Genomic DNA, 25,162 nt, shown 5'->3' with positions numbered 1-25,162 from the left:
CGACCGCTAGGGGCGGGCCGAATTTTCACCGGCGGACGTCTTGGCCGTCGTCCGCAAATTCTTGACGATGATCGCGATCAGCGGCACCAGCACCGGCACGATCGTGCTGAGCGGATGATGCACTGCACCTGTCACCTGGGCCTGGAGCGCACGCGCCTCGAGCTGGAGGGCTTCGATGGAGGCGCCGTGAATTTCGTTGGCGAGCTCGATATCCCGGCCTGACGGTGCGCGGCCGGCGATCACGAAGAGAACGGCTGCGATGACAAAATTGACGGCGCCGAGGATGGCTGCCGCGGCAATTGCGCTCCAGATCTGCACCAGCGCAAAATAGGCCGACAGCTCCAGCATCAGGAGCCCGAAGGCTGCGATCAGCGCCGCGAAGGCGCGCAGGCCGAGGCCGATCAGCAAATGGCGCAGCCTGATATCCGCGATGATCCTGTCGGTACGCCACAGCACGCGCAGATGTTTGACGATGTTCTCGGTATTCACCTAGTGCCTCCTCAGCATGAAGCCGACAACCACGCCCAGCGCGAAGGCGGAGGCGAGCGATGTGATCGGACGCTCCGCGACGAGGCCCTGGAGCTGCTCCTGCTCTTGTTCGACGGTCTCGCCGAGCTCGGTGAGCGCGGCCCTGATCTGATCGGCGAGCGCCTCGGCGCGATCTTGCGAGCTCTCGAACATCTCCTCGCCGGCGGTGCTCAGCAAGCGCGTGACGTCAAGCTTCAGCGCCCGCAATTCTTCGCTCATCCTGTCGCTGTCGAACATGGATTTGGTGTCCTCATTGAATGGGATTGAGCCTAAGACCCGCCCGCGCGATCGCGCTTGATTTGCGTCAAGAGGCCGGGCGTGTTCGGGGCCTTGAGACAGGTCAAACCGGCCGCCACATGCTGGCCTAGAAATGCCTGCTGAATGGGGACCGATCGTCCCGATGAGGTGGAAGCGTGAACCACGAACCGCTGCTACGCGCGACGCCGTCCGGCGACGTGCTGAAATTGCGCCCTGAAGGGCCCTGGACCGCCGCGAACGTGGTGACGCTCGAGACTCTGTCCCGGTCGGTCGGGGCCGACGTCGATCGCTCGCGCGCCGTGACCCTGGACATGTCGGGCATCAGTGCGCTGGACACGCTCGGCGCCTGGGTCCTGGAAAAGCTGTCGCGCAGGGCCGCATCGTCAGGCAGATCGGCCGAATTCGTCGGCGTCGCCGACCATTTCAGCGGGCTGATGGATGAGGTGCGCCAGGTCAACCGCCACACGCCGGGCCCGACGGCTGCCCTCAATCCGGTTCTGGCGAGGCTGGGCGATCTCGGCAAGTCGACGGTCGGGGCGCGGGAAGACATCTCGATCTTCCTGCAGATGCTCGGCGCATTGTTCATGGCCGTGATCGGGGTGCTGCGCCGGCCGCGTTCGCTGCGGCTGACCTCGCTGGTGTATCAGCTCTACCGCATCGGGTGGCAGGCCATCCCCATCGTCACGCTGATCACCTTCCTGATCGGCGCCATCATCGCGCAGCAGGGGTTTTTCCACTTCCGCAGATTCGGCGCGGAGTCGTATACGGTCGACATGGTCGGCATCCTGGTGCTGCGTGAGCTTGGCGTGCTGATCGTCGCCATCATGGTCGCGGGACGGTCGGGAAGCGCCTACACCGCCGAACTCGGCTCGATGAAGATGCGCGAGGAGATCGACGCGCTCTCGACCATGGGACTCGATCCCGTCGACGTCCTGATCCTGCCGCGCGTTGCGGCCCTGGTCATCGCGCTGCCGATCCTCACCTTCATCGGATCGATTGCCGCGCTCTATGGCGGCGGCCTCGTGGCCCAGTTCTACGGCGACATGGGGCCGGCGATCTACATCGCGCGGCTGCATGAGGCCATTACCGTCACCCATTTCGAGGTGGGCATCCTGAAGGCGCCGTTCATGGCGCTGGTGATTGGGATCGTGGCCTGCAGCGAGGGATTGCGCGTCAAGGGCAGCGCGGAGTCGCTCGGGCGGCAGACCACGACGTCGGTCGTGAAGTCGATTTTCCTGGTGATCGTGCTCGACGGCCTGTTCGCTGTCTTCTTTGCCTCGATCGGAATGTGACGATGGAGGAACCGTTAGACGAGTTCGCAATTCGCGTCCGTGACCTCGTGGTCGGCTTCGGTCGTCAGACCGTGCTCGACCATCTGTCGCTCGACGTTCGCCGGGGCGAGATCCTCGGGCTGGTGGGGGCATCCGGCGGCGGCAAGTCGGTCTTGATGCGGACCATCATCGGCCTCATCCCGCGCCGGAGCGGGACCATTGAGGTCATGGGCCAGGCTTCCAATGGTCACGGCCGAGGCGCAGCCACGGCATGGGGCATCCTGTTCCAGCAGGGCGCGCTGTTCTCCTCGCTGACGGTCCGTCAGAACGTCCAGTTTCCGCTGCGCGAAAATCTCGTCCTGTCGCAGGAGCTGATGGACGAGATCGCGATCGCCAAGCTCGAAATGGTGGGCCTGCGCGCCGGGGACGCCGACAAATATCCGGCGGAGCTGTCCGGCGGCATGACCAAGCGCGTGGCGCTGGCGCGCGCGCTCGCGCTCGATCCGCCGATCCTGTTCCTGGACGAGCCGACCTCGGGCCTCGATCCGATCGCCGCCGGCGATTTCGATGCGCTGATCAAGACGCTGCAAAAGACCCTGGAGCTCACCGTGTTCATGGTGACCCATGACCTTGCCAGCCTGACCACGGTCTGCGACCGCGTCGCCGCGCTCGCCGACGGCAAGATCGTGGCCATCGGCCCGATGCGCGAATTGCTGCAATCCGAGCATCCCTGGGTGCGCGCCTATTTCCACGGCAAGCGCTCGCAGATGCTGCAACACGAGATGAGATGAGAGATGGAAACCCGCGCTCCCTACGTGCTGATCGGCAGTTTCGTGCTGGCCGCGATCGTCGCGGTGTTCGGCTTCGTCTATTGGCTGAACAACACCGGCGGCATCGGGCCGCGTACGAACTACCACGTGCAATTCCAGGGGCCGGTGCCCGGCCTCCTGGTCGGCGCCGGCGTGCTGTTCAACGGCATTCGCGTCGGAGAGGTGACCCAGCTCGGACTCGCGTCGGACAACCCGCGCTTCGTCAATGCGACGATCTCGGTTGCCACGGCGACGCCGGTCCGTGCCGACACCAAGGTCGGCCTCGAATTCCAGGGCCTGACCGGCGTGCCGGTGGTGACGTTGGAGGGCGGCGTGATCGTCGCCAAATCCGGCGAGCTCCCGACCTTGATCGCGGAGGCCGGCGCCGGCCAGAGCATGACGCAGGCGGCGCGCGATGCGCTGCGGCGGGTCGACACGGTGCTTCAGGACAATTCCGGCCCGCTGAAGGACACCATTGCGAATTTCAAGACCTTCTCCGATGGGCTCGCGCGCAACACCGGCAAGCTCGACGGCATTCTGGCGGGCCTCGAGAAGATGACCGGCGGCGGCGCGCCCGCGCAGAAGATCACCTACGACCTGCGCACACCGCAGAATCTCGGGTCGGCCGGCAAGACGCTGTCCGCGTCGCTGGCGATTCCCGAGCCGACGGCGGTCGCAATGCTGCAGACCCAGCGCATGCTGTTCGCGCCCAGCGGAGACAGACCGGGCTTTGCCGATTTCCTCTGGGCTGACAGCATTCCGAAATTGGTGCAGGCACGCCTGATCGACAGCTTCGAGAACTACGACATCGCCCACGCGCCGCTGCGCACGAGCGATCTCGGCCAGGCGGATTACCAGCTCCTGATCGACATCCGGCGCTTTCGGATCGCGACGGAAGGAGAGATTCGGGCCGAGATCGGACTGTCGGTGCGGATCGTCGACAAGAACGGCAAGGTGATCGCCTCGCGCCTCATCGAGACCAGCGAGAAGCTCGACAAGGTCGAACCGGCCGCTTCAGTCGCCGCCTTCGATGCGGCCTTCGCCCGCATCGCGAAGGAGCTGGTCGGGTGGACCGTGCAGGCGGTGTGAGGCCGATTATTCCAGCGTCTTCAGGTAGGACAGCAGGTCGTGGATCTGGTCCGGGCTGAGCTCGAAGGCCGGCATGTCGTCATGGCCGGTGTAGATTCCCTCCGCCAGCGCCTCGCCAAGGCTTTCGACCGGATAGCGCCGATGCAGAGTGCGCAGCGGAGGCGCGATCTCGAGGGGACTTTTGGAGACGCGGTCGATCGCGTGACAGCGTGCGCAATTGGCCCGGGCAAAAGCCTTACCGCGTTGTTCCGCCGTCGGGGCCGCCAGCGCAGGCGTGATCAGAAGCAGCCCAATCAGGCCGTGACGCAGTGCGCTTTGCAGCATGGAAAAGGGACCCCATCGAACTGTGGAGACAGAATAAGACGCGGATGCCGCTCAAATTTGATCTGAGTCAATCGGCTGTGGCGCGGTGCAGTAAAATGCAGCCGCGCGGTGGACTCGGCTTGGTGTCGGGGGGCAGCCGGCGCGAGGAGCGGTGGATGAAGGCTTCCCTGGTCACGATTGAGCCAAACGGACATTTTTGCGACGATTGTGCCGTACGCGGGGCTGCGGTCTGTTCGTCGCTGGATGCAGCCGAGCTCAGGGAATTCGAGCATCTCGGACGCCGCGTCCATTTTGGCTCGGGCGAGACCGTGTTCTCCGAGGAGGATATCACGACCTCGTTCTACAACGTGCTCGAAGGCGTCATGCGGCTGTACAAGCTGCTGCCCGACGGCCGGCGGCAGATCGTCGGCTTTGCCTTGCCCGGTGACTTCCTGGGGATGAATCTGTCCGGCCGCCACAACTTTTCGGCCGATGCAATCGGCGCGGTGACCGTGTGCCAATTCGCAAAGGCGCCCTTCAGCCGTTTCATCGAAGACCGGCCGCAGCTGCTCAGGCGGATCAATGAGCTGGCTATTCGCGAGCTGAGCCAGGCTCGCAACCATATGGTCCTGCTCGGCCGACGCTCGGCCGACGAGAAGGTTGCGACCTTTCTGCTCGGCTGGCGTGAGCGGCTGGTCGCGCTCAAGGCCCTATCCGACATGGTACCGCTTCCGATGAGCCGCCAGGACATCGCCGACTATCTCGGACTGACCATCGAAACCGTCAGCCGCACCTTCACCAAGCTGGAGCGTCAGGGGGTGATCGAGATCATCCAGGGCGGCATCAGCCTGCTCGATCCGGCTCGCGTCGAGGCCATGGCCGCAGCCTGACATCCTGTCCACAACGCCCTCGGCAATTTGATCCCGATCAATGACGCCGGCCATGCGTCGCAAAATAATGCCGCAAACAATCCGGGAGGAGCATGATGCCCGCTGATGCGTTGCTGGTGACCATTGTCGTCGTTGCGATCTTCGTCGCATTCGCCGCAGTTTTGGCTTGGGCGGATCGGCAAACGGGCGCGGGCCGGCTCGATCCGGACTCCAAGCGCTGAAGCTCCCTCAGGTCTTAGTGCACGTCCGGCGCGCCGAAACCGACGCTCGCGGGCACTGGCCCTCGGCAGCGCCTGAACGCAATCTCGGCTTGCATTGCCTGCAACTCTGCATCGATCGAGACGCATCGGCGCATCCCTCGGATGCGAACTTCCGACATTACCGGCCTTTTTCGTGGCATTTACCTCAAATCGCGTGCGTGCTTTCCGGTTGAAAAGCCTGGTAACGTTGACTACGCAGGAACCTACTGCCTCGTAGTCTTAGGAGCCCCGCGGCGTGCCTCAGGACAAGACCGGCGACCCCCGACAGTCGGCGGGCAACAAACTATCGGTCCTGCGCAAGCACCCGATCTTCGCGGATCTGGAGCCGGAGGCGCTCGATCAGCTCTGCCGCTACGCCAAGCACACCACCGTCAAGCGCGGCGCGACGATCGCCGCCAAGGGCGATCCCGGCAATAATCTGTTCGCCGTGATTTCGGGGACAGTGAAGATTTCCTCTTCGTCGCCGGATGGACGAAACGCCATTCTCAATCTGATCGGTCCCGGGGAAATCTTTGGCGAGATCGCGGTGCTCGACGGCGCTCCCAGGTCGGCGGACGCGACCGCCAACACCAATTGCGAGCTCTACGTCATCGATCGCCGGGACTTCCTGCCCTTCGTGAAGAGCCAGCCGGCGCTGGCGATGAAATTCATCGAGCTGCTCTGCGCGCGTCTGCGCTGGACCAGTCAGCAGGTCGAGCAGGTGATCCTGCAGAATCTGCCGGGCCGGCTTGCGAGTGCGCTGCTCGGTCTCACCGAGGAGCGCAAGCTCGATTCCGGCAGCGGCACGCTCGCCATCACGCAGCAGGAGATCAGCGAGATGGTCGGGATGACGCGCGAGAGCATCAACAAGCAATTGCGCGCCTGGGCCGGCCGCAACTGGGTCCGCCTCGAGCACGGCGCCATCGTCGTGCTGGATATCGACGCGCTGCGCGAGCTCGCCGAGAGCGGCCTCGGCGGGGAGTGACGGCGTCTGCCTAAAACGGAATGGCGTTGGGTGAATCGATTGCCGCGGGCTCGGTGCAACCTCTCCCGCTTGCGGGAGAGGTCGCGCCGAAAGGCGCGGGTGAGGGCTTTCTCCTCTAGGGGATGTCCCATTGCGGAAACACCCTCTCCCCAGCCCTCTCCCGCAAGCGGGAGAGGGAGTGCACTTCCGTTGTAGCGATCGAACTGATCTCATCAGCTCTAGCTATCGATGATGGCGACCGCGCGGGTCCAGCCAGCGGAGGCGCGCTCGATCTTCACCGGGAAGCACGAGATCGTGAATCCGGTCGCAGGCAGCTGGTCGAGATTGTGCAGCTTCTCGAGATGGCAATAGCCGATGTGCCGTCCCGCCTTATGGCCCTCCCAGATCAGGCCGGCGTTTCTTGTTTCGGCATATTTCTTGGCGGTGTAGACGAACGGCGCATCCCAGCTCCAGCCGTCGGTGCCGGTCAGCCGCACGCCGCGTTCGAGCAGGTACATGGTGGCCTCATAGCCCATGCCGCAGCCGGAATTGACGTAGTCGGCCGTGCCGAATTTTGCGCCGGCGCTGGTGTTGACGACGACGATCTCCAGCGGCGACAGACTGTGTCCGATACGCTTCAGCTCCTTCTCGACATCCTCGGCACTCGCCACATAGCCGTCGGGCAGATGCCGAAAGTCGAGCTTCACGCCGGGCTGAAAGCACCATTCAAGCGGCACCTCGTCGATGGTCCATGACCGCTCGCCGCGGTTCATGGTCGGATGGAAGTGCCAGGGCGCATCGAGATGGGTGCCGTTGTGGGTGGATAGGGAGACCTGCTCGACGGCCCAGCCCTGTCCGTCCGGAAGGTCTTCCGCCTTGAGCCCGTCGAAGAACTGCAGCATGCGCGGCAGGCCCTGCTGGTGATCGATATACTGGATCGTCGGGTGATTGCCGGGCGGATCGGCGGTCACGTCGTTTCTGAGCGGGACCGAGATATCGACCAGCTTCCGCGGCATGGGCATTCCCTCGAGCAGTCCGGAGTTTCCGGCATCTTGAGGGGCTGCCATCGGAAGCGTCAAGTCACGTGCCGGCGACGTCAGCCCGGCCCGCCCTCTCCATGAACGGCGCCACATCGATCGATGCAACTCTTGCATCGATCAATGCCGGATTTGGCTTGGACAGAGAATGCCGCCCGCCCTAGGGACGACATTGGCGCTTGACTTCGCACCTGAAGTGGAGCGACCCAAGGCGGCCTGCAGCCGCCCGACAACGATATAATCAATCCAATCGACCAGGAGGAAAGCCCAGATGAAGATGCTCACCGGTATCATCGCAGCCGTTGCACTGGCGGTCTCAGCGCCCCTGGCGACCGCACGCGATTTCCGCTCAGCCGACGTTCACCCCGCCGACTATCCGACCGTCGAGGCGGTCAAGTTCATGGGCAAGCAGCTCGCTGCGGCGAGCGGCGGCAAGCTCGGCGTAAAAGTGTTTCCGAACGGCGCCCTGGGCTCGGAAAAGGACACGATCGAGCAGCTCAAGATCGGCGCGCTCGACATGATGCGGATCAACGCATCGCCGCTGAACAATTTCGTGCCTGAGACCATCGCGTTGTGCCTGCCCTTCGTCTTCCGGGATACGCAGCACATGCGCACCGTCCTCGACGGGCCGATCGGTGATGAGATCCTGGCAGCCATGGAGCCCGCAGGCCTGGTCGGCCTGGCCTATTACGACAGCGGCGCGCGCTCGATCTACACCGTCAAGGCACCGGTCAAGTCGCTCGCCGACCTCAAAGGCCTGAAGATCCGCGTCCAGCAGTCCGACCTGTGGGTCGGCATGATCCAGAGCTTAGGGGCCAACCCGACACCGATGCCGTATGGCGAGGTCTATACCGCGCTCAAGACCGGCCTCGTGGACGCTGCCGAGAACAACTGGCCGTCCTACGAATCCTCGCGTCACTTCGAGGCCGCCAAGTTTTACAACATCACCGAGCACTCTCTCGCTCCCGAAGTTCTCGTGATGTCGAAGAAGGTCTGGGACAACCTGAGCAAGGACGAACAGGCCATGATCCGCAAGGCGGCCAAGGAATCGGTGCCCGTCATGCGCAAGCTCTGGGACGAGCGTGAGCAGGCCGCCCGCAAGACCGTCGAGGCCGCCGGCGTTCAGGTCGTCACGATAGCCAACAAGGCTGAATTCGTCGACGCGATGAAGCCGGTCTATCAGAAGTTCGCCGGCGACGAGAAGCTGCAGAGCCTCGTCAAGCGCATCCAGGACACGAAGTAAGACACGTCGGGGACCGGGTCCGGCGCCGCCGCGAGACGGCATCGGACCCCGTAGGGAGGCGCGGGATGACAGACCCACACGTCGCAAGCCACGAGCAGGGGGCCGTAGCGACACGCCCGTCCACCGGCTTGCTGTCGCGGATCAATGCCCCCGTCGCTCGCCTTGGCATGTATCTGTCGGTGACCGGCCTGCTCGTCATCGTCGCCATCGTTTTCTACCAGGTGTTCGGACGTTACGTGCTCAACTCCAGCCCGACCTGGACGGAGAACCTGGCGCTGGTCCTCATCCTCTATGTCACGCTGATCGGCGCCGCCGTCGGCGTGCGCGATGCCGGACACATCGGCATGGACAGTCTGCTGGTCATGCTTCCCGATCACGTGCGGGAGAAGATCGAGCTCCTGATCCACGTTCTGGTGGCCGTGTTCGGCATTGCGATGGCCTATAACGGCTGGATCCTCGGCGCGTCGGTCGGCACTGTGAAAATCCCCAACCTCGGCCTGCCCGAGGTCATCCGCTACGTTCCGCTGATCGCCTCCGGCATCCTGATCGTCTCATTCTCCATCGAGCACATCATTGCTCTCCTGCGCGGCGAAGAGGTCGTCCCCTCATGGAACTGATCATCCTCGGCGCCACCTTCTTCGGCTTTCTGATCCTCGGCGTCCCGGTCGCCTTCGCGATCGGCCTGTCGGCGATCTGCACCATCCTCTACGAAGGCCTGCCGGTCGCCGTCATCTTCCAGCAGATGATGTCGGGGATGAACATCTTCTCCTTCCTCGCCATTCCGTTCTTCGTCTTCAGCGGTGAGCTGATGCTGCACGGCGGCGTCGCCGACAAGATCGTGCAACTCGCCAAGAACCTCGTCGGACACATCCGCGGCGGGCTCGGCATGTCGAACGTGGTCGCCTGCACGCTGTTCGGCGGCGTCTCCGGATCCCCGGTGGCCGACGTGTCGGCGATGGGCGCGGTGATGATCCCGATGATGAAGAAAGAGGGATTCGACACCGACTACGCCGTCAACGTCACCACCCATGCCTCGCTGGTCGGCGCCTTGATGCCGACCAGCCATAACATGATCATCTATGCGCTGGCCGCCGGCGGCAAGGTCTCGATCGGCGCGCTGATCGCCGCCGGCCTCCTGCCGGCGCTGGTGCTGATGGTGTGCATGCTGGTCGCCGCCTACGCGGTCGCGGTGAAGCGCGGCTATCCGGCCGGCAAGTTCCCGGGCTGGGCCGAGGTGTTCCGCTCGCTGGCGGCCGCGCTGCCGGGCCTTCTGATCGTCGGCATCATCCTGGCCGGCATCCTGTCCGGAGTCTTCACCGCAACTGAATCTGCGGCCGTCGCGGTCACCTACACGATCCTGCTGACCTTCTTCATCTACCGCACCATGACCTGGGGCAACTTCCTGCGGGCCGCTGCCAAGGCGGTGAAGACGACGGGCGTGGTGCTGCTGCTGATCGGCGTCTCCACCATGTTCCAGTACCTGATGGGACTGTACGAGGTGGCGGATCTCGCCGGCGCGATGATGAGCAAGGTGTCGACGCAGCCCTGGATGATCTTTCTGCTCATCAACATCATCCTGTTCGTGCTCGGCACCTTCATGGACATGGCGGCGACCATCCTGATCTGCACCCCGATCTTCCTGCCGATCGCGATGAAGGCAGGCATGGACCCGGTGCAGTTCGGCATGCTGATGCTGATCAACTGCGCCCTCGGGCTCAACACGCCGCCGGTCGGAACGACGCAATTCGTGGGTTGCGCCATCGGCGGCATCTCGGTCGGCGCGGTGATGCGCACCATCCTGCCGTTCTATGCCGCCTTGATCGCAGCACTGATGTTCGTGACCTACGTCCCTGCATTCTCGCTGTGGCTGCCTCGCCTGCTGATGGGCTACAAGGGCTAGCAGCATCAGGGAGACACTATCAGTGACGGACTATCGCAAGCTCTTCGATCTCACCGGCAAGACCGCAGTCGTTCTCGGCGCCGCATCCGGCATCGGCAAGTCGTCGGCCGAGGCGCTTGCGGATCTCGGCGCCCGCGTCGTCTGCGCCGATCGCGCGTTTGATGCGGCGGACGCGACCGCCGCCGGCATTCGCGACAAGGGCGGCTGGGCGGAGGCAGCGGCTTGCGACGCCGCAAGCGCGGCCGACGTCAACGCGCTGGCCAAGACCGTGATGCAGAAATTCCCGCGGCTCGACATCGCCGTGACGACGCCGGGGCTCAACATCCGCAAGACCATCCTCGACTACACCGAGGAGGATCTCGACCGCGTCCTCAACCTCAACGTCAAGGGCACGGTCTGGTTCTTCCAGGCCTTCGGCCGCATCATGGTCGCGCAGAAGGGTGGCAGCATCATCGCCTGCTCCTCGGTGCGCGCGGTGACCATCGAGCCGGGCCTTGGCGTCTACGGCTCGACCAAGGCGGCGATCGGTCTCCTGGTGAAGGGCTTTGCCTCCGAGGTCGGCCATGCCGGCGTGCGCGTCAACGCGATCGCGCCGAGCATCGCCGAGACCGCGCTGACCGGCCCGTTCAAGCAGCGACCCGACATCTACAATCTCTACGCCGGCCACACCGTGTTCAACCGCTGGAGCAGCGCCGACGAAGTCGCCACTGCCGTCGCCTATCTCGCCTCGGATGCCGCGAGCTATGTCAGCGGCAGCACGCTGTTCGTCGACGGCGGCTGGACCGCCGTCGACGGCCCGCCTACCGGCCTCACCCAGCTGCACAAATAGGGCGGGCGTCTGGAGCGGAATGGCTTTCGGTTGAATCGATTGGCGCGGGCTCGTTCACCTCTCCCGCTTGCGGGAGAGGTCGGCGCGAAGCGCCGGGTGAGGGCTCTTTCCACGAAGGAAGTGTCCCGTTGAGGAGATACCCTCTCCCCAACCCTCTCCCGCAAGCGGGAGAGGGAGCCCACCTTCGCAATCGCAGCTATCGAGCCTCATCTCATGCCGTTTTAGCCGGTAAAGCCCGCGCGCTGGCGCAGATCCTTCTGGTCTGCGCCGGTCAGCAGCGCGATCAGCGCTGCAGCCTCCTTTGGATGCGCGGCCCGCGCGGTCACGCCGGCCGTGTACATCGTCACGAGCTCGCATCCCGGTGGGAGCGCCCCCGATAGCGCGATGCCGTCGGTCGCGATGATCTCGGTCGCCTGCGTGCAGCCGATCGGTCCTTGCGCGGTGGACGCCGCGAGCTCCCGCATCGCGGTTGCCCCGTTCGGAAAAATCTTGAGGCGTGAGGCGACTTCATAGGCAATGCCGAGCTGGTCCAGCACTCTTGCGACGTGCTGTCCCGCCGTCGAAGCCTTGGTGTCGGGGACGTAGATCGCGTCGGCGCTGCGCAGGACCTCACGCAGATCGGCTTCGGTCTTCACCGTCACCTTGGGATCGCGGCTACGGACCGCCAGCGCGGTCTCGACCCGGCCGACATCGGCGATCGAGGAAGGGAGGACGAGCTTCTCCTCCGCGAGCTTGGCAAGAAGCGCCTGGGTCAGGATCACGAGATCCGCCGGCGCTCCCGCGCGCAGCCTGTCGGCCATGATGCCGACGGCGCCGAATTCGCCGTCGATGCCGAAGCCGGTCTGCGCCTTGAAGTCCTCGGTGAGGCCGCGCACCAGGCCTTGCGCTGCGCCGCCGCTCAAGATGGTCAATGTCGTCACGAGGGAAGCTCCGCGGCTGCAATGATCCGGTCGCGCGTGATCGGCAGGTCGCGCACGCGCACGCCGAGACAATCGTAGACCGCATTGGCGATCGCTGCCGTCACCGGGCCGTGCGCGGCCTCACCGGCGCCGACCGGTTCGATCTCCGGCCGCTGGATGATCTCGACATCCACCGCCGGCACCTCGCTGAATCTCAGGATCGGATAGTCGGTCCACGAGGTCGAGGTGATGCGGGTGCGGTCGAACCGGACGCGCTCCTTCAACACCCAGCTCGTTGCCTGGATCGCACCGCCCTCGATCTGGTTGATGACGCCGTCCGGATTGATGGCTTCGCCGACATCGACCGCCAGCGTCAGCCGCTTGACGCGGATGTCGTCAGCGCCCTCGATCTCGGCGATGGCAGCGCAATAGGCGCCCGTGTTCTTGTAGCGGGCAAAGCCGACGCCGTAGCCGATGCCGGCCTGCTTTTGCGGCTTCCATTGCGCACGTTGCGCGGCGGCGCTGATGACATCGCGCGCCCGCTCGTCACGCAAATGGCGCAGGCGGAATGCGATGGGGTCCTCGCCGCGCAACGCAGCGATCTCATCGAGCAAGGACTCGATCGCGAACACATTGCCTTGCCCGCCCAGTGTCCGCAGCGCCGAGGTGCGCACCGGCATGGTCAGCAGCCGGTGGCTCGTGATCGTCCAGGCTGGAAAATCATAGAGCGGCACGGAGTTGCGATCGCCGCCGCCGCCATTCGCAGCCGGTGGATTGGTCGAGATCATGCGGGGGTAGGGATTTGCAATCTCGCTCGCCGCAAGCAGCGCGGGCTGCGCCGCTCGGCCGGGCCGTGCCGCGTGGCCGTTGCTCCAGATCGTATGGCGCCAGCCGACAATCTCGTTGTCCGCATCGAGATCAGCCTCGATCTCGATGGCCATCGCCGCGCCGAACGGCGCATGGGACATCTCGTCGTGGCGCGACCATTGCACCCGCACCCGACGGCCGCTGGTAGCCTTCGCAAGCAGCACCGCATCGAGGGCGACGTCATCGGCCGCGTTGTGCCCGTAGCAGCCGGCGCCCTCCATGTGCTCGACGACGATGTTCTCGGCTGGCAGCTTGAGCACGATCGCGAGATCGGCGCGCAGCAGATAGACGCCCTGGCTGTGCGTCCAGACGTGGACATGATCACCGTCCCATCGCGCCATGGCGCAGGACGGCGCGATCGAGCCGTGGGCGATATAAGGGCGGGTGTATTGCCGGCGCAGGGTTTGGACGGCGTTCTGTGTCGCCGCCGTTCGAGTGTCGATGACGGTGGTCTCGACTGGCTGGCTCCTTAGGAAGCCTGCCAGATCATCTTCATCGGGCAACGCTTCGCCGGCCGACCATATCGCGCCCTTGCGCAAGACCTTCAGCGCGGCTTCCGCCGCGGCCTCGCCGTCGGCAACGACGCCGGCGAAGCCGCCGTCGCGGACGATTGCGACGAGGCCGGGAACGCTGCGCGCAGCCTCCTGATCGAGCGCCATCAATTTGGCGCCCGAGACCTCCGGCCGCAGCACGCGTCCATGCAGTAGGCCGGGCAATGCGCAATCATGGATGAAGCGCGGCCGCGCGAACACCTTGTCGGGAATGTCGACCCGCTGGACCGAATGTCCGGCGAGGGCGCGCTTCGCAGCGCTCTTCGCTGTCGCCCCGGCAATGGCATCGTGGTCCAGCGAGACCTCGCCAGCCAGCTCCCAATAGCTGGTCCTGACATTGCCGGGACCCGAGATCGTGCCGTCATCGACATCGAGCAGCGCTGCATCGACGCCGAGGCGCTCCGATGCAGCAGCGAGGAAACGCTGGCGCACCTCGGCACAGGCGTGGCGCAACGCGCGGCCGGATTGCTGGATCGACAGGCTGCCCGAGGTGACGCCTTCGTTCGGGCTCATCGCCGTCGAGGCGCGGATCATCTCGATCCTGACGATATCGACGTCGAGCTCGTCCGCTGCGATCTGAGCCAGCGCGGTGACGATGCCCTGGCCGATCTCGACCTTGCCGGGCGAGATCGCCACACGGCCTGCATCGGTGAACCTCACCCAGGACGACAGTCTTGGATTGGCCACCAGGCTGACCGGCAGCTTCGGGGCAGGGGAGGTCATGACGCGGCCATCTCCGAGGCCGCGCGCAGCACCGCGCGGACCATGCGATTATGCGATCCGCAGCGGCACAGATTGCGATCGAGCGCCGCTTTGACCTCGGCCTCCGTCGGCGACTTATTGCGCTTCAGCAGCGCCGCCGCGCTGATCAAAATTCCCGAGACGCAATAGCCGCATTGCATCGCCTGTTCGGAGATGAACGCGCGTTGCAGCGGGTGCGGCTGTTCCACTGTCCCGAGGCCTTCCAGCGTGACGACGTCCTTGCCCGCGACCGACCACATCGGCATGTCGCATGAAGCCATCGCGTGGCCATCGACCATGACGTAACACGCGCCGCACTCACCGGCCCCACAGCCGAAATGAGGACCGGTGATGCCGAGCCGGCCGCGCAGCACATCGAGCAGCATCTGGTCCGGATCAGCGTCGACGGCGATCGCTGCGCCGTTGAGGCGGAATTGAAGGGAGGGCATGAGCAGTGCGGCCTCAGGACTTGTCGAACTTCTTGACGACGTCGGCCCATTTCTCGATGTCGCCGCGCAGGAATTTTTCGAATTCCTGCGGTGTCATCGACATGGGTACGGCCCCCTGTTCCGTCCAGAGCTTGACGATATCGGGCCGCTTCACCATTGCGTTGACGGCCGCATTGAGCTTGTCGATGACTGGCTTGGGTGTGCCTGCGGGCGCCATCAGGCCGAGCCAGATCGTCGCCTCATAGCCGGGAACGCCAGCTTCGATCGCGGTCGGCACGTTCGGCAGCACCGCGGAGCGCTGCTTGCCAGTGGTCGCGAGCGGTCGAACCTGGTTTTCGGCGATGTTCGGCGCCATCGCCGGTACCGCGTCGATCATCATCTGCACCTGTCCGCCGATCACGCCGCTGCGAGCTTCGCCGCTGTTGCGATAGGGCACGTGGACGATGTTGACGCCGGCCATGGCTTTGAACAACTCGCCGGCCATGTGGTAGGGCGTGCCCTGGCCGGAGGAGGCGTAGTTCAGCTTGCCCGGCTGTGATCTGGCAAGTGCGATGAACTCGGGCAGCGTCTTCACCGGAACTTGCGGGTTCACCACGATGACGAGATCGGAAGAGTTCACTGGCGCAATCGGCGCGAGGTCGCGCATCAGCTCGTATTTGCGCTTGTCCGGCGTCAGCAGCGATTCATTCGCGGTCTGGGTGTTGGACATCATCAGCAGCGTGTAGCCGTCGGCCGGCGACTTCGCAGCTTCCACGGTGCCGATGACGCCGCCGGCGCCGGTGCGGTTCTCGATCACGAAGGACTGGCCAAAGCTCTCCTGGAGCACGTTGCCGATCAGCCGGGCCGCAACGTCCGCCGGTCCACCGGCGCCGAAGGGCACGACGATCCGGACCGCGCGGTTGGGATAATCCTGTGCGAACGAGGAGGCTGCGGAGAATGCCGCGAGCAGGCCGGCGGCCAGCGCCAGCATGAAGCTTCGGGCTGCCATGCCCACCTCCCTGATGTCGTTTTTGTTGGCCGCCACTGTAGCGGCAGGGAATGCGGACTGTCGACGCCTCACAACAGCGATTGGGCCGGGAATACCGGGTGGCTTTCGGTGTGGCGGTCCGCATTTCGCGGTCGCAGCAGGAACCTGCGGCGCGTGCGCTTTGAGCAAATCGCATGGGCCTTGCCGGATAAATGCCCTCGGCTGACTGGTATTTTGGTGTTACGAACTGGGCCATGAACCCGCACGCCAAGATCGAAATCCGCCATTCGACCTGTCCACATGATTGCCCCTCGGCCTGCGCCCTCGACGTCGAGGTCGTCGAGGGCCGCAGCATCGGCCGCGTCCGCGGCTCGAAAAAGCAGACCTACACGGCCGGCGTCGTCTGCGCCAAGGTCGCCCGCTACGCCGAGCGCATCCATCACCCCGAACGGCTGATGTATCCGATGCGCCGAACGGGCGCGAAGGGCTCTGGGCAATTCGCGCGCATCTCCTGGGACGAGGCGCTGGACGAGATCGCCGATCGCTTCAACCAGGCCGAGCGCGAGTTCGGCGCGGAATCGATCTGGCCCTATTACTACGCCGGCACCATGGGCCTCGTGATGCGCGACGGCCTCAACCGCCTCACCCATGTGAAGAAATATTCGCGGTTCTATCAGACCATCTGCGCCAATGTCGCGCGCATCGGCTTTGCGATCGGCACCGGCAAGATCGCCGGAGTCGACCCGCGCGAGATGGCGTTGTCCGACCTCGTCGTGATCTGGGGCACCAATCCCGTCAACACCCAGGTCAACGTGATGACGCACGCCTCGCGCGCGCGGAAGGAGCGCGGCGCGAAGATCGCGGCGGTCGATATTTACGACAACGAGACCATGAAGCAGGCTGACATCAAGATCATCCTGCGCCCCGGCACCGACGGCGCGTTTGCCTGCGGCGTCATGCATGTCCTGTTCCGCGACGGCTATGTCGACCGCGCCTACATGGACAAGTACACCGATTGCCCCGCCGAGCTCGAGGCGCATCTGAAGTCGCGCACACCGGAATGGGCGTCGGCCATCTCAGGCGTGCCGGTGGCGGAGATCGAGGCGTTCGCCAAGGCCGTCGGCGAGACCAAGCGGACTTTCTTCCGCTTTGGCTACGGCTTTACGCGCAGCCGCAATGGTGCCACGCAGATGCACGCGGCAAATTGCATTCCCGCGGTGACGGGCGCCTGGCAATATGAAGGCGGCGGCGCCTTCTTCAACAACTACGCGCTGTGGCACTTCAACGAATCCATCATCGAGGGCCACGACGCCATCGACAAGTCGACGCGCGCGCTCGACCAGTCGCAGATCGGACGCATCCTCACCGGCGATGCCGAAGCTCTGCAGGGCAAGGGGCCGGTCAAGGCGATGCTGATCCAGAACACCAACCCGATGACGGTGGCGCCGGAGCAGGCGCTGGTCCGGCAGGGCTTTGCGCGCGAGGATCTGTTCGTCGCGGTGCACGAGCAGTTCATGACAGAGACCGCTGAGATGGCCGACATCGTGCTGCCGGCGACCATGTTCATGGAACATGACGATCTCTATTACGGCGGCGGGCACCAGCACATCTCGGTCGGGCCGAAGCTGATCGACCCGCCCGGCGAATGCCGCTCCAACCACGAGGTGCTGCAGGCGCTGGCGCCGCGGCTCGGCGCCAGGCATCCGGGTTTCGAGCTCACGCCGCGTGAACTGATCGACGCGACGCTGAAGCTCAGCAACCACGGCGACATCGCCGGCCTCGAAGCCGATATCTGGCGCGACCTGCAGCCGGATTTCCGCACCTCGCATTATCTCGACGGCTTTGCCCATGCCGACGGGAAATTCCACTTCAAGGCCGACTGGGCGCATCCGCCGTTCGGCGTGACGATGGGCGATGTCGACAAGATGCCTGATCTGCCGGACCATTGGGCGGTGACCGAGCACGCCGACCAAGCCCATCCGTTCCGGCTCGCCACCAGTCCCTCGCGCAGCTTCCTCAACACCACCTTCAACGAGACGCCGTCCTCGCAGGCGCGCGAGGGCCGGGCCAGCGTGATGATCCATCCGCTCGATGCGGCCGCGCACGGCATCGCCGATGGCGATGCAGTTACGCTCGGCAACAGCCGCGGCGAGACCACGCTGGTCGCGACGCTGTTCGAGGGCGTGCGGCGCGGCGTGCTGATCGCCGAATCCGTTCACCCGAACAAGGGCCACATCGGCGGCCGCGGCATCAACATGCTGACGGGTGCGGACACCATCGCGCCGATCGGCGGCGCTGCATTCCACGACAATAAGGTCTGGATCAGGAAAGCGGCCGCCTGAGCGCGCAACGGCGATCGCCGCGCGATTTGCGTCGAGGCGCTAAAGCGCGGCCACGCCGCAGTTTGCGCTTGCACCATTCGCCCGAGCTGCCGCAAATGGCGGCAAACGAAAGCCACGGAAGCGAGCGTGCCATGACCGACACCACAGCCGTCATCACTGAAAAGCGCGGACAGGCGCTCTGGATCACCATCAACCGTCCGGAGAAACGCAACGCGCTGAACGGCGACGTGATCGCCGGCATCAGCAAAGGTTATCGCGACGCGCATGACGACAAGGACGTCCGCGTCATCGTGCTAACGGGCGCGGGCGACAAGGCGTTCTGTGCAGGCGCGGACCTGCAGAATTCCGGCGCGGCGTTCGCGATGGACCATTCCAAGCCGAATGTCGACTATGCCGATCTGCTGCGCCTGTCGCAGAACGCCACCAAGCCGGCGATTGCGCGGGTTGGCGGCGTCTGCATGGCCGGCGGCATGGGCCTGCTCTGCATGACCGACATGGCGGTCGCGGCCGATCACGTCGTCTTCGGCCTACCCGAGGTGAAGGTCGGTGTGTTCCCGATGCAGGTGCTGAGCCTGCTGCAGAGGATTGCCCCGCCGCGCCTCGTCAACGAATGGGCACTCACCGGCGAGCCGTTCGACGCCAAGGCCGCACAGGCCGCGGGCCTTCTGAACTACGTCGTGCCCACCGCCGAACTCGACGCCAAGGTCGACTGGCTGATCGGCCGCATCGTCGACAAATCGCCGACCGCGATCCGCCGCGGCAAATACGCCATGCGCGCCATCGCCGCGATGTCGTTCGACGAGAGCATCGCCTACACCGAAAGCCAGATCGCGCTGCTCGCGATGACCGAGGACGCCAAGGAAGGGCTGAAAGCGTTCAGCGAGAAGCGCAAGCCGGTCTGGACGGGGAGGTGAGGACATTGCCGCGGGAGACGTGGAGCGCCCGCACAATGACTGTCATGCCCCGCGAAGGCGGGGAATCCAGTACTCCGCAGCGTCTCGGTCCTATCACAGTCGTCTCGGAGTACTGGATCGCCCGCCTTCGCGGGCGATGACACCCTGCGGATGGGAAGCACGCGCGTCCCCAAGCTCGCAGTAGCATTTCACCCCGCGTTCGCCTTCAACCCCGCGGCCTGGATACCCGCGACCGCGCAGGCTTCGTCATTGTCGGAGGTGTCGCCGGAGACGCCGACGGCGCCGAGCAGTGTCGTGCCGTCCATGATCAGCACGCCGCCGGGGACCGGCACCAGCGCGCCTTTTGCGATCGTGTTCACGGCGTCGATGAAATAGGCCTGCTCCTGCGCGCGCTGGAACAGGGCGCGCGACCCCATGCCCATGGCGAGCGCGCCATAGGCCTTGCCGTGCGCGATCTCGGCGCGCATCAGGCTGGTGCCGTCCTGCGCGGCCGCGAGCTTAAGCACGCCGCGGGCATCGAGGACGGTGACGACCAGCGGCTTCAGCTTGAGCTCGCCGGCCTTCGCGATGGCGGCGTCGAGGATCTTGCGGGCGGTGTCGAGGGTGAGGTCAGCCATGGCTGGGTTCCTTTGCAGCTGGAGAAGTGGAATGGATCTCGGCGCGATCGAGGCTCATCGCCAGTACGCGCGCGACGTGAAGCGCCTCGCGCTTCGTGCCGTCGTGGATCTGGTGGCGGCAGGAGGTGCCGTCGGCGATGACCAGCGTATTTGGATCCGCGCGCCGCACGGCCGGCAGCAGCGACAGCTCGGCCATCTCGATCGACGCATCATACGTGTCCGCGCCATAGCCGAAGGCGCCGGCCATGCCGCAACAGCTCGATTCGATGGTCTCGACCTTCAGGCCCGGGACGAGGCGCAGCACCTGCTCGACCGGCTTGAAGGCGCCGAAGGATTTTTGGTGGCAATGGCCGTGCACCACGGCCTTGTCGGCGACGATGCCGAGCGGCAGCTGCAATCTTCCGGCCTCGGCCTCGCGCACCAAAAATTCCTCGAAGGTCAGCGCATGAGCGCCGACGGCCCTGGCGTCGCTATCCTTGCGCAGCGAAGCGAGCGCATCGCGCAGCGTCAAGAGGCAGCTCGGCTCGAGTCCGACGATCGGCACGCCGTGCGCGGCGTATGGCGCGAAGGCTGAGACCAGCCGGTCGAGCTCGGCTTTGGCTTCGTCGACGAGACCTGCGGATAGGAACGTGCGGCCGCAGCACAGCGGGCGGCCGCCGCGTGCAGGCTTCGGCAGATGCACGCGATAGCCGCCGGCCGCGAGCACGCGGAGCGCAGCGTCGAGGTTTTCGCGTTCATAGATTCGATTGAAGGTGTCAGCGAACAGCACGACCTCACGGCCGCCCTCCGGTCCGACGCTGCCGGCCGGCGGCACGAACACGTCGCTGCGGAAGGCGGGGAGCGCCCGGCGCGCGCTGATGCCGGCAACGTGCTCGAACAGCTTTCGCAACAGCGGGCTGCGGTTGCGCAAATTCGCCAGCGGCGCGAAGCGCGACGCAAGGCCGGCATAGCGTGGAAGATAGCCGACCAGCCGATCACGCAACGTCAAGCCGTGGCTGGCGGCGCGCGCGGCGAGCACCTCGATCTTCATCTTGGCCATGTCGACACCGGTCGGGCATTCGTGGCGGCAGGCCTTGCAGGAGACGCAGAGTTTGAGCGTTTCCATCATCTCGTCGGAGGCGAGCGCATCGGGGCCGAGCTGGCCGGAGATCGCCAGCCGCAGCGTGTTCGCGCGCCCTCGCGTGACATCCTTCTCGTTGCGCGTCGCGCGGTAGGACGGGCACATCACGCCGCCTTCGAGCTTGCGGCAGGCGCCGTTGTTGTTGCACATCTCGACCGCGCCCTGAAAACCGCCGCCGGCGCCAGGATAAGCCGACCAGTCGAGTTTTGTTTTCAGCTCAGCGACGCGATAGTCCGGCTTGAAGCGAAACAGCGAACGGTCGTCCATTTTCGGCGCATCGACGATCTTGCCGGGATTGAGGACGCCGCCGGGATCGAAGCGCTGCTTCACCTCCCTGAAGTCGGCAACGATGCGCTCGCCGAACATGGTTGCGTGGAATTCGGAGCGTACTAGGCCGTCGCCATGCTCGCCGGAATGCGAGCCCTTGTACTCGCGCACCAGCGCGAAAGCCTCTTCGGCGATGGCGCGCATCGCCTTGACGTCCTTCTCCAGCTTCAAATTCAGCACCGGGCGCACATGCAGGCAGCCCTCCGAGGCATGCGCATACATCGTGCCGCTGGTGCCGTGTTTTGCGAACACTTCGTTCAGCCGCGCGGTGTAGTCGGCGAGATGCGGCAGCGGCACGGCGCAGTCCTCGACGAAAGAGACCGGCTTGCCCTCCTGCTTCATCGACATCATGACGTTGAGGCCGGCGGCGCGGAAATCGGCGATGCCGCTCTGCAGCGCCGGCTCGGTGATCTCGACCACGCCGCCCCATTTGCGCGTGTCGTTGTTCCAGCCGAAGCCGAGATCGCCCATCATCTCTGTGAGCTGCCTGAGACGCACCAGATTGTCGGCCTGATCTTCTTCGGCGAATTCGACCACCAGCACGGCATCCGGATCGCCCTTGATCGCCGCGGAGATCACGGGTGCGAACATCGCGATGTCGCGGCCGAGCGCGATCATGGTGCGGTCGACCAGCTCGACCGCGATCGGCTTGAGCTTGACGAGGTGCTGGGCCGCGTCCATCGCCTCGTAGAAGCTGCCGAAATGGCAGACGCCAAGCGCCTTGTTGCGGATCACGGGCCAGAGCTTCAGCTCGACCTTGGTGGTGAAGGCGAGGGTGCCTTCGGAGCCGACCAGAAGATGCGCCATGTTGTTCGGCGCGTTGCGCGGCACCAGCGCGTCGAGATTGTAGCCGCCGACGCGGCGTTGCACCTTTGGGAAGCGCGCCGCGATCTCGTCGGCCTCGCGGGTGCCGAGATCGAGCATGTCGCGGAACAAGGCGCGGGTGCTGTCGGGCGCCTCGACGTCGGAGAGATCGCGCGAGACCTCGCCGAATCGGCTCAGCGTGCCGTCGGCGAGCGATGCCTCCATCGACAGCGTGTTGTCGCGCATGGTGCCGTAGCGCAGGCTGCGGCCGCCGCAGGAATTGTTGCCGGCCATGCCGCCGATGGTGGCGCGCGAGGCCGTGGAGACGTCGACCGGAAACCACAGGCCGTGCTTTTTCAGCTGCCGGTTGAGGTCGTCGAGCACGATGCCAGGCTCGACCACGCAGGTGCGGCCCTCGGCGTCGAGCGCGAGGATCCGGTTCAGGTGCTTGGAGAGATCGATAACGAGGCCGTCATTGACGGTCTGGCCGCATTGCGAGGTGCCGCCGCCGCGCGGGGTGACCTTCACCCCCTCGTCGCGGGCAATCGCCAGCGACAGCAAGGCCTCGTCCATGGTCTTCGGCACCACCACGCCTGATGGCACGATCTGGTAGAACGAGGCGTCGGTGGCGTAACGGCCGCGGCTGAAGCCGTCGAACAGGACGTCGCCGGCCAATTCCGACCGCAGGCGCCGTTCGAGCGAGGAGGCGTTTGTCATCCCTGATCCCGGACTGCCCCAGCGAGGCTCAGCCTTGCTGAGTTATTCATTATGGTTCCTGACCGATTGTATTGTGAATGCAAAATGAGCAAGCCGGACACCCTCAAGGCGAGGCCGGCGCGTCCTCTCGGGGCTCGGTCAGGTGCTCGATCGCGGCCGTCCGCTTGTTGCGCAGGTGCTGGAACAGGATGTCGCTGAGCTCGCTTGCGGCGCGGCGGCGCAGGGCATCGAGGACGGCCTCATGCTCGCGCATCGCTTCCGCCCAGCGCTGCCGCTTGCGGGCGAAATTGGCGGAGTAGCGGACGCGGCGAATGCGGCCGGCAAAGTTGGCGTAGGCCGTCTTCAGCGTCTCGTTGCGCGCGGCCGCGACGATGCTCTCATGGATGCGCTGGTTGGCCTGGAAATAGCCGTGCATGTCGCGATGCAGATAATGGCCATACATCTCGTAATGCAGCTGCTCGATCGCGGTGATCTCCGCGTCCGTAATGGCCTCGCAGGCGAGGCGTCCGGCGAGGCTCTCGAGGCCAGCCATGACGTCGAACAGCTCTTCGAGGTCGCGTTGGCTGAGCTGACGCACCCGCGCGCCGCGGTTCGGTAGAAGTTCGATCAGTCCCTCGGCAGCGAGCACCTTTAATGCCTCGCGCAAGGGCGTGCGGGAGATGCCGAGCATCTCGCAGAGCTGCCGCTCGGGAACGCGGCCGCCCTCGGGAATGTTGCCCTCGACCACGTAGTCGCGCAGCCGCAGCAGGGTCTCGCCATGGAGCGAGGCCTCCTGGCGGTCGCCGCCGTTGCCGGTTGGCGGGGTGATCGGGACCCCGGTGTCGGGAATCGTGGATTTCATTTGGAGTACAGTAGTTTGCCCGTTTGGTCGCGTCGACGTCCACAATCGAATACCAGATTTCGATTGAAAGGACAAAAAATGAATGCAAAATAACTGATAGTGCCGGCCGTAACCCGCCGACAGGGAGGTTTTCATGCATCAGGGACGCCATTTCCTTCAGATTCCGGGCCCAAGCCCGGTCCCCGAGCGCGTCCTGCGCGCGATGGACATGCCTGTCATTGATCACCGCAGCGCCGAATTCGGCGAGCTCGGTCGGACCGTCCTCGAAGGCAGCCAGAAGATCTTCCAGACCAAGGGGCCGGTGGTGATCTTTCCCTCGTCGGGGACCGGCGCCTGGGAAGCTGCGATCGTCAACACGCTGTCGCCGGGCGACAAGGTGCTGATGGTCGAGACCGGCCACTTCGCCACCATGTGGCGGCAGATGGCGGGCCGCTTCGGCATCGAGGTCGATTTCGTCCCCGGCGACTGGCGCCGCGGCGCCGATCCCGCGGTGATCGAGGCAAAGCTCACTGAGGACAAGGCTCACGCGATCAAGGCCGTCATGGTCGTGCACAACGAGACCTCGACCGGCGCGACCAGCCGCATCGCGGAGATCCGCGCCGCGATCGACCGCGCGTCGCATCCGGCGCTCTTGATGGTCGACACCATCTCCTCGCTCGGCTCGGTCGACTACCGCCACGACGAGTGGAAAGTCGATGTCAGCGTCAGCTGCTCGCAGAAGGGTTTCATGCTGCCGCCCGGCCTCGGCTTCAACGCGATCTCGGAGAAGGCGCTGGCAGCGTCCAAGACCAACAAGATGCCGCGCTCCTATTTCGACTGGGAAGAGATGCTCAAGCCCAACGCAAAAGGCTTCTTCCCCTATACGCCCGCGACCAATCTGCTCTACGGCTTGCGCGAGTCGATCGCGATGCTGCTCGAAGAGGGGCTCGACAATGTTTTTGCGCGGCATCAGCGCTTGGCGGCCGCGACGCGAGCCGCCGTCAATCACTGGGGCCTCGAAGTGCTCTGCCGGGAACCCTCAGAGTTCTCGCCGGTGCTCACCGCGGTGCTGATGCCGCCGGGGCATGATGCCGATCAGTTCCGGAAAGTGGTGCTCGACAATTACAACATGTCGCTCGGCTCGGGCCTGTCGAAGGTCGCCGGAAGAGTCTTCCGCATCGGTCACCTCGGCGAATGCAACGCGCTGACGCTGCTCGGCGCGCTCACCGGCGTCGAGATGGGCCTGTCGGTCGCCGGCGTGCCGCACCGCTCCGGCGGCGTCGACGTCGCGATGAAGCTGCTGGAGCAGCGCCCGCAGGGCAATGCCTCGCCGCATCTGAAGATCGCCGGCACGTAAGGGTGGTCGCGATGGGAGGGGAGGGCGATCGCATATCGATTTCACGGGGATTGTCCACGGGCTTGCTTCGCCTCTCCCGCTTGCGGGAGAGGCCGACGCGCTCGCAGAGCGCGGCGGGTGAGGGTTCTTGCCACGCAGGGACAACCTCCGGTTTTCTCGACAAACCCGTCGCGGGGACACCCACCCCAACCCTCCCCCGCAAGCGCGAGGTTTGCCCAAAAAGGAATCCGCGGTTCCCTGAGTGCCAGGGTAGTGGGGGGGTCGGGATGGGACAACGGCAGGTGGGGGCACGGGGGGTTGGGGGGGGGCG

Annotated in this window: 24 protein-coding genes; 13 read left to right on the top strand and 11 right to left on the bottom strand. The window is 65.1% G+C overall.

All coding sequences use genetic code 11. From position 1 onward, the window contains the following. Positions 1–6 precede the first annotated feature (6 nt). Together CVM73_RS15265 and CVM73_RS15260 are read right to left on the bottom strand one after the other, a co-directional pair. Entirely contained in the window at positions 7–489 is a 483-nt protein-coding gene (locus CVM73_RS15265) for a phage holin family protein (RefSeq protein WP_100232787.1), read from the bottom strand. Further along, a complete protein-coding gene (locus CVM73_RS15260; RefSeq protein WP_100232786.1) occupies positions 490–765 on the bottom strand; it encodes a hypothetical protein in 276 nt (91 codons plus the stop codon). A 176-nt stretch (positions 766–941) separates the two neighbouring features. Here CVM73_RS15260 and CVM73_RS15255 point away from each other — a divergent pair, with 176 nt between their 5' ends. From CVM73_RS15255 to CVM73_RS15245, 3 genes are read left to right on the top strand one after another with little or no spacing between them, the layout of a single operon-like run. Then, positions 942–2,078 (top strand): ABC transporter permease, encoded by a 1,137-nt coding sequence (locus CVM73_RS15255; RefSeq protein WP_100232785.1) that lies wholly within the window; start codon positions 942–944, stop codon positions 2,076–2,078. Positions 2,079–2,080: 2 nt separating this feature from the next. Next, positions 2,081–2,848 carry an ABC transporter ATP-binding protein gene (locus CVM73_RS15250; RefSeq protein WP_167406848.1) on the top strand — a complete coding sequence of 256 codons (768 nt, stop codon included), beginning with the start codon at positions 2,081–2,083 and terminating at the stop codon, positions 2,846–2,848. A 3-nt stretch (positions 2,849–2,851) separates the two neighbouring features. Beyond that, positions 2,852–3,955: an ABC-type transport auxiliary lipoprotein family protein gene (locus CVM73_RS15245; protein WP_100232783.1), complete on the top strand. Its 1,104-nt coding sequence runs from the start codon at positions 2,852–2,854 to the stop codon at positions 3,953–3,955. A 6-nt stretch (positions 3,956–3,961) separates the two neighbouring features. Here the strand turns inward: CVM73_RS15245 and CVM73_RS15240 are convergent, their stop codons facing one another. After that, entirely contained in the window at positions 3,962–4,279 is a 318-nt protein-coding gene (locus CVM73_RS15240; RefSeq protein ID WP_100232782.1) for a c-type cytochrome, read from the bottom strand. 155 nt (positions 4,280–4,434) lie between these two features. Between CVM73_RS15240 and CVM73_RS15235 the strand changes: the two genes are divergently transcribed. From CVM73_RS15235 to CVM73_RS15230, 3 genes are all read left to right on the top strand, one after another. After that, positions 4,435–5,148, top strand: a complete 714-nt coding sequence (locus CVM73_RS15235) for a helix-turn-helix domain-containing protein (RefSeq protein WP_100232948.1) — start codon at positions 4,435–4,437, stop codon at positions 5,146–5,148. 92 nt (positions 5,149–5,240) lie between these two features. Continuing rightward, positions 5,241–5,369: a hypothetical protein gene (locus CVM73_RS41470; RefSeq protein WP_283809919.1), complete on the top strand. Its 129-nt coding sequence runs from the start codon at positions 5,241–5,243 to the stop codon at positions 5,367–5,369. A 274-nt stretch (positions 5,370–5,643) separates the two neighbouring features. Then, positions 5,644–6,372 carry a Crp/Fnr family transcriptional regulator gene (locus tag CVM73_RS15230; RefSeq protein WP_100232781.1) on the top strand — a complete coding sequence of 243 codons (729 nt, stop codon included), beginning with the start codon at positions 5,644–5,646 and terminating at the stop codon, positions 6,370–6,372. A gap of 218 nt (positions 6,373–6,590) precedes the next feature. Here CVM73_RS15230 and CVM73_RS15225 read toward each other — a convergent pair whose 3' ends face one another. Beyond that, a complete protein-coding gene (locus CVM73_RS15225; RefSeq protein ID WP_100232780.1) occupies positions 6,591–7,367 on the bottom strand; it encodes a cyclase family protein in 777 nt (258 codons plus the stop codon). A 292-nt stretch (positions 7,368–7,659) separates the two neighbouring features. Between CVM73_RS15225 and CVM73_RS15220 the strand changes: the two genes are divergently transcribed. The 4 genes from CVM73_RS15220 (at position 7,660) to CVM73_RS15205 (ending at position 11,360) form a co-directional block, all read left to right on the top strand. Further along, positions 7,660–8,631, top strand: a complete 972-nt coding sequence (locus tag CVM73_RS15220; RefSeq protein ID WP_100232779.1) for a TRAP transporter substrate-binding protein — start codon at positions 7,660–7,662, stop codon at positions 8,629–8,631. Positions 8,632–8,696: 65 nt separating this feature from the next. Next, the gene (locus tag CVM73_RS15215) at positions 8,697–9,248 is read left to right on the top strand and encodes a TRAP transporter small permease (RefSeq protein ID WP_100232778.1); all 552 of its coding nucleotides are present in this window, start codon (positions 8,697–8,699) and stop codon (positions 9,246–9,248) included. Beyond that, positions 9,239–10,531 carry a TRAP transporter large permease gene (locus CVM73_RS15210; RefSeq protein ID WP_100232777.1) on the top strand — a complete coding sequence of 431 codons (1,293 nt, stop codon included), beginning with the start codon at positions 9,239–9,241 and terminating at the stop codon, positions 10,529–10,531. Before CVM73_RS15215 ends, CVM73_RS15210 begins: the two co-directional genes overlap by 10 nt. Before the next feature lie 22 nt (positions 10,532–10,553). Beyond that, on the top strand, positions 10,554–11,360 hold the full coding sequence (locus CVM73_RS15205) for an SDR family NAD(P)-dependent oxidoreductase (RefSeq protein WP_100232776.1): 807 nt from the start codon (positions 10,554–10,556) through the stop codon (positions 11,358–11,360). Between the two features lie 221 nt (positions 11,361–11,581). On the opposite strand, the gene CVM73_RS15200 is transcribed toward CVM73_RS15205, so the two are convergent. From CVM73_RS15200 to CVM73_RS15185, 4 genes are read right to left on the bottom strand one after another with little or no spacing between them, the layout of a single operon-like run. Then, on the bottom strand, positions 11,582–12,280 hold the full coding sequence (locus CVM73_RS15200; protein ID WP_100232775.1) for a molybdate ABC transporter substrate-binding protein: 699 nt from the start codon (positions 12,278–12,280) through the stop codon (positions 11,582–11,584). Then, positions 12,277–14,400, bottom strand: coding sequence for a xanthine dehydrogenase family protein molybdopterin-binding subunit (locus CVM73_RS15195; protein ID WP_100232774.1), 2,124 nt, complete (start codon positions 14,398–14,400; stop codon positions 12,277–12,279). Before CVM73_RS15195 ends, CVM73_RS15200 begins: the two co-directional genes overlap by 4 nt. Continuing rightward, positions 14,397–14,867 carry a (2Fe-2S)-binding protein gene (locus tag CVM73_RS15190; RefSeq protein ID WP_100232773.1) on the bottom strand — a complete coding sequence of 157 codons (471 nt, stop codon included), beginning with the start codon at positions 14,865–14,867 and terminating at the stop codon, positions 14,397–14,399. Before CVM73_RS15190 ends, CVM73_RS15195 begins: the two co-directional genes overlap by 4 nt. Positions 14,868–14,880: 13 nt before the next feature. Further along, on the bottom strand, positions 14,881–15,855 hold the full coding sequence (locus CVM73_RS15185; RefSeq protein WP_167406847.1) for a tripartite tricarboxylate transporter substrate binding protein: 975 nt from the start codon (positions 15,853–15,855) through the stop codon (positions 14,881–14,883). Between the two features lie 233 nt (positions 15,856–16,088). Here CVM73_RS15185 and CVM73_RS15180 point away from each other — a divergent pair, with 233 nt between their 5' ends. Beyond that, positions 16,089–18,176, top strand: coding sequence for a molybdopterin oxidoreductase family protein (locus CVM73_RS15180; protein ID WP_100232772.1), 2,088 nt, complete (start codon positions 16,089–16,091; stop codon positions 18,174–18,176). Between the two features lie 131 nt (positions 18,177–18,307). Then, the gene (locus CVM73_RS15175) at positions 18,308–19,090 is read left to right on the top strand and encodes an enoyl-CoA hydratase/isomerase family protein (RefSeq protein ID WP_100232946.1); all 783 of its coding nucleotides are present in this window, start codon (positions 18,308–18,310) and stop codon (positions 19,088–19,090) included. A gap of 188 nt (positions 19,091–19,278) precedes the next feature. On the opposite strand, the gene CVM73_RS15170 is transcribed toward CVM73_RS15175, so the two are convergent. From CVM73_RS15170 to CVM73_RS15160, 3 genes are all read right to left on the bottom strand, one after another. Next, positions 19,279–19,707: a GlcG/HbpS family heme-binding protein gene (locus tag CVM73_RS15170; protein WP_100232771.1), complete on the bottom strand. Its 429-nt coding sequence runs from the start codon at positions 19,705–19,707 to the stop codon at positions 19,279–19,281. After that, a complete protein-coding gene (locus CVM73_RS15165) occupies positions 19,700–22,675 on the bottom strand; it encodes an FAD-binding and (Fe-S)-binding domain-containing protein (protein WP_100232770.1) in 2,976 nt (991 codons plus the stop codon). Before CVM73_RS15165 ends, CVM73_RS15170 begins: the two co-directional genes overlap by 8 nt. Before the next feature lie 103 nt (positions 22,676–22,778). Next, a complete protein-coding gene (locus CVM73_RS15160; protein WP_100232769.1) occupies positions 22,779–23,516 on the bottom strand; it encodes a GntR family transcriptional regulator in 738 nt (245 codons plus the stop codon). Between the two features lie 133 nt (positions 23,517–23,649). Between CVM73_RS15160 and CVM73_RS15155 the strand changes: the two genes are divergently transcribed. Next, the gene (locus CVM73_RS15155; RefSeq protein WP_100232768.1) at positions 23,650–24,852 is read left to right on the top strand and encodes a pyridoxal-phosphate-dependent aminotransferase family protein; all 1,203 of its coding nucleotides are present in this window, start codon (positions 23,650–23,652) and stop codon (positions 24,850–24,852) included. Positions 24,853–25,162 lie beyond the last annotated feature (310 nt).

Source organism: Bradyrhizobium forestalis (assembly GCF_002795245.1).
Lineage (GTDB): Bacteria > Pseudomonadota > Alphaproteobacteria > Rhizobiales > Xanthobacteraceae > Bradyrhizobium > Bradyrhizobium forestalis.
This window is presented reverse-complemented; position numbering and strand designations above follow the sequence as displayed.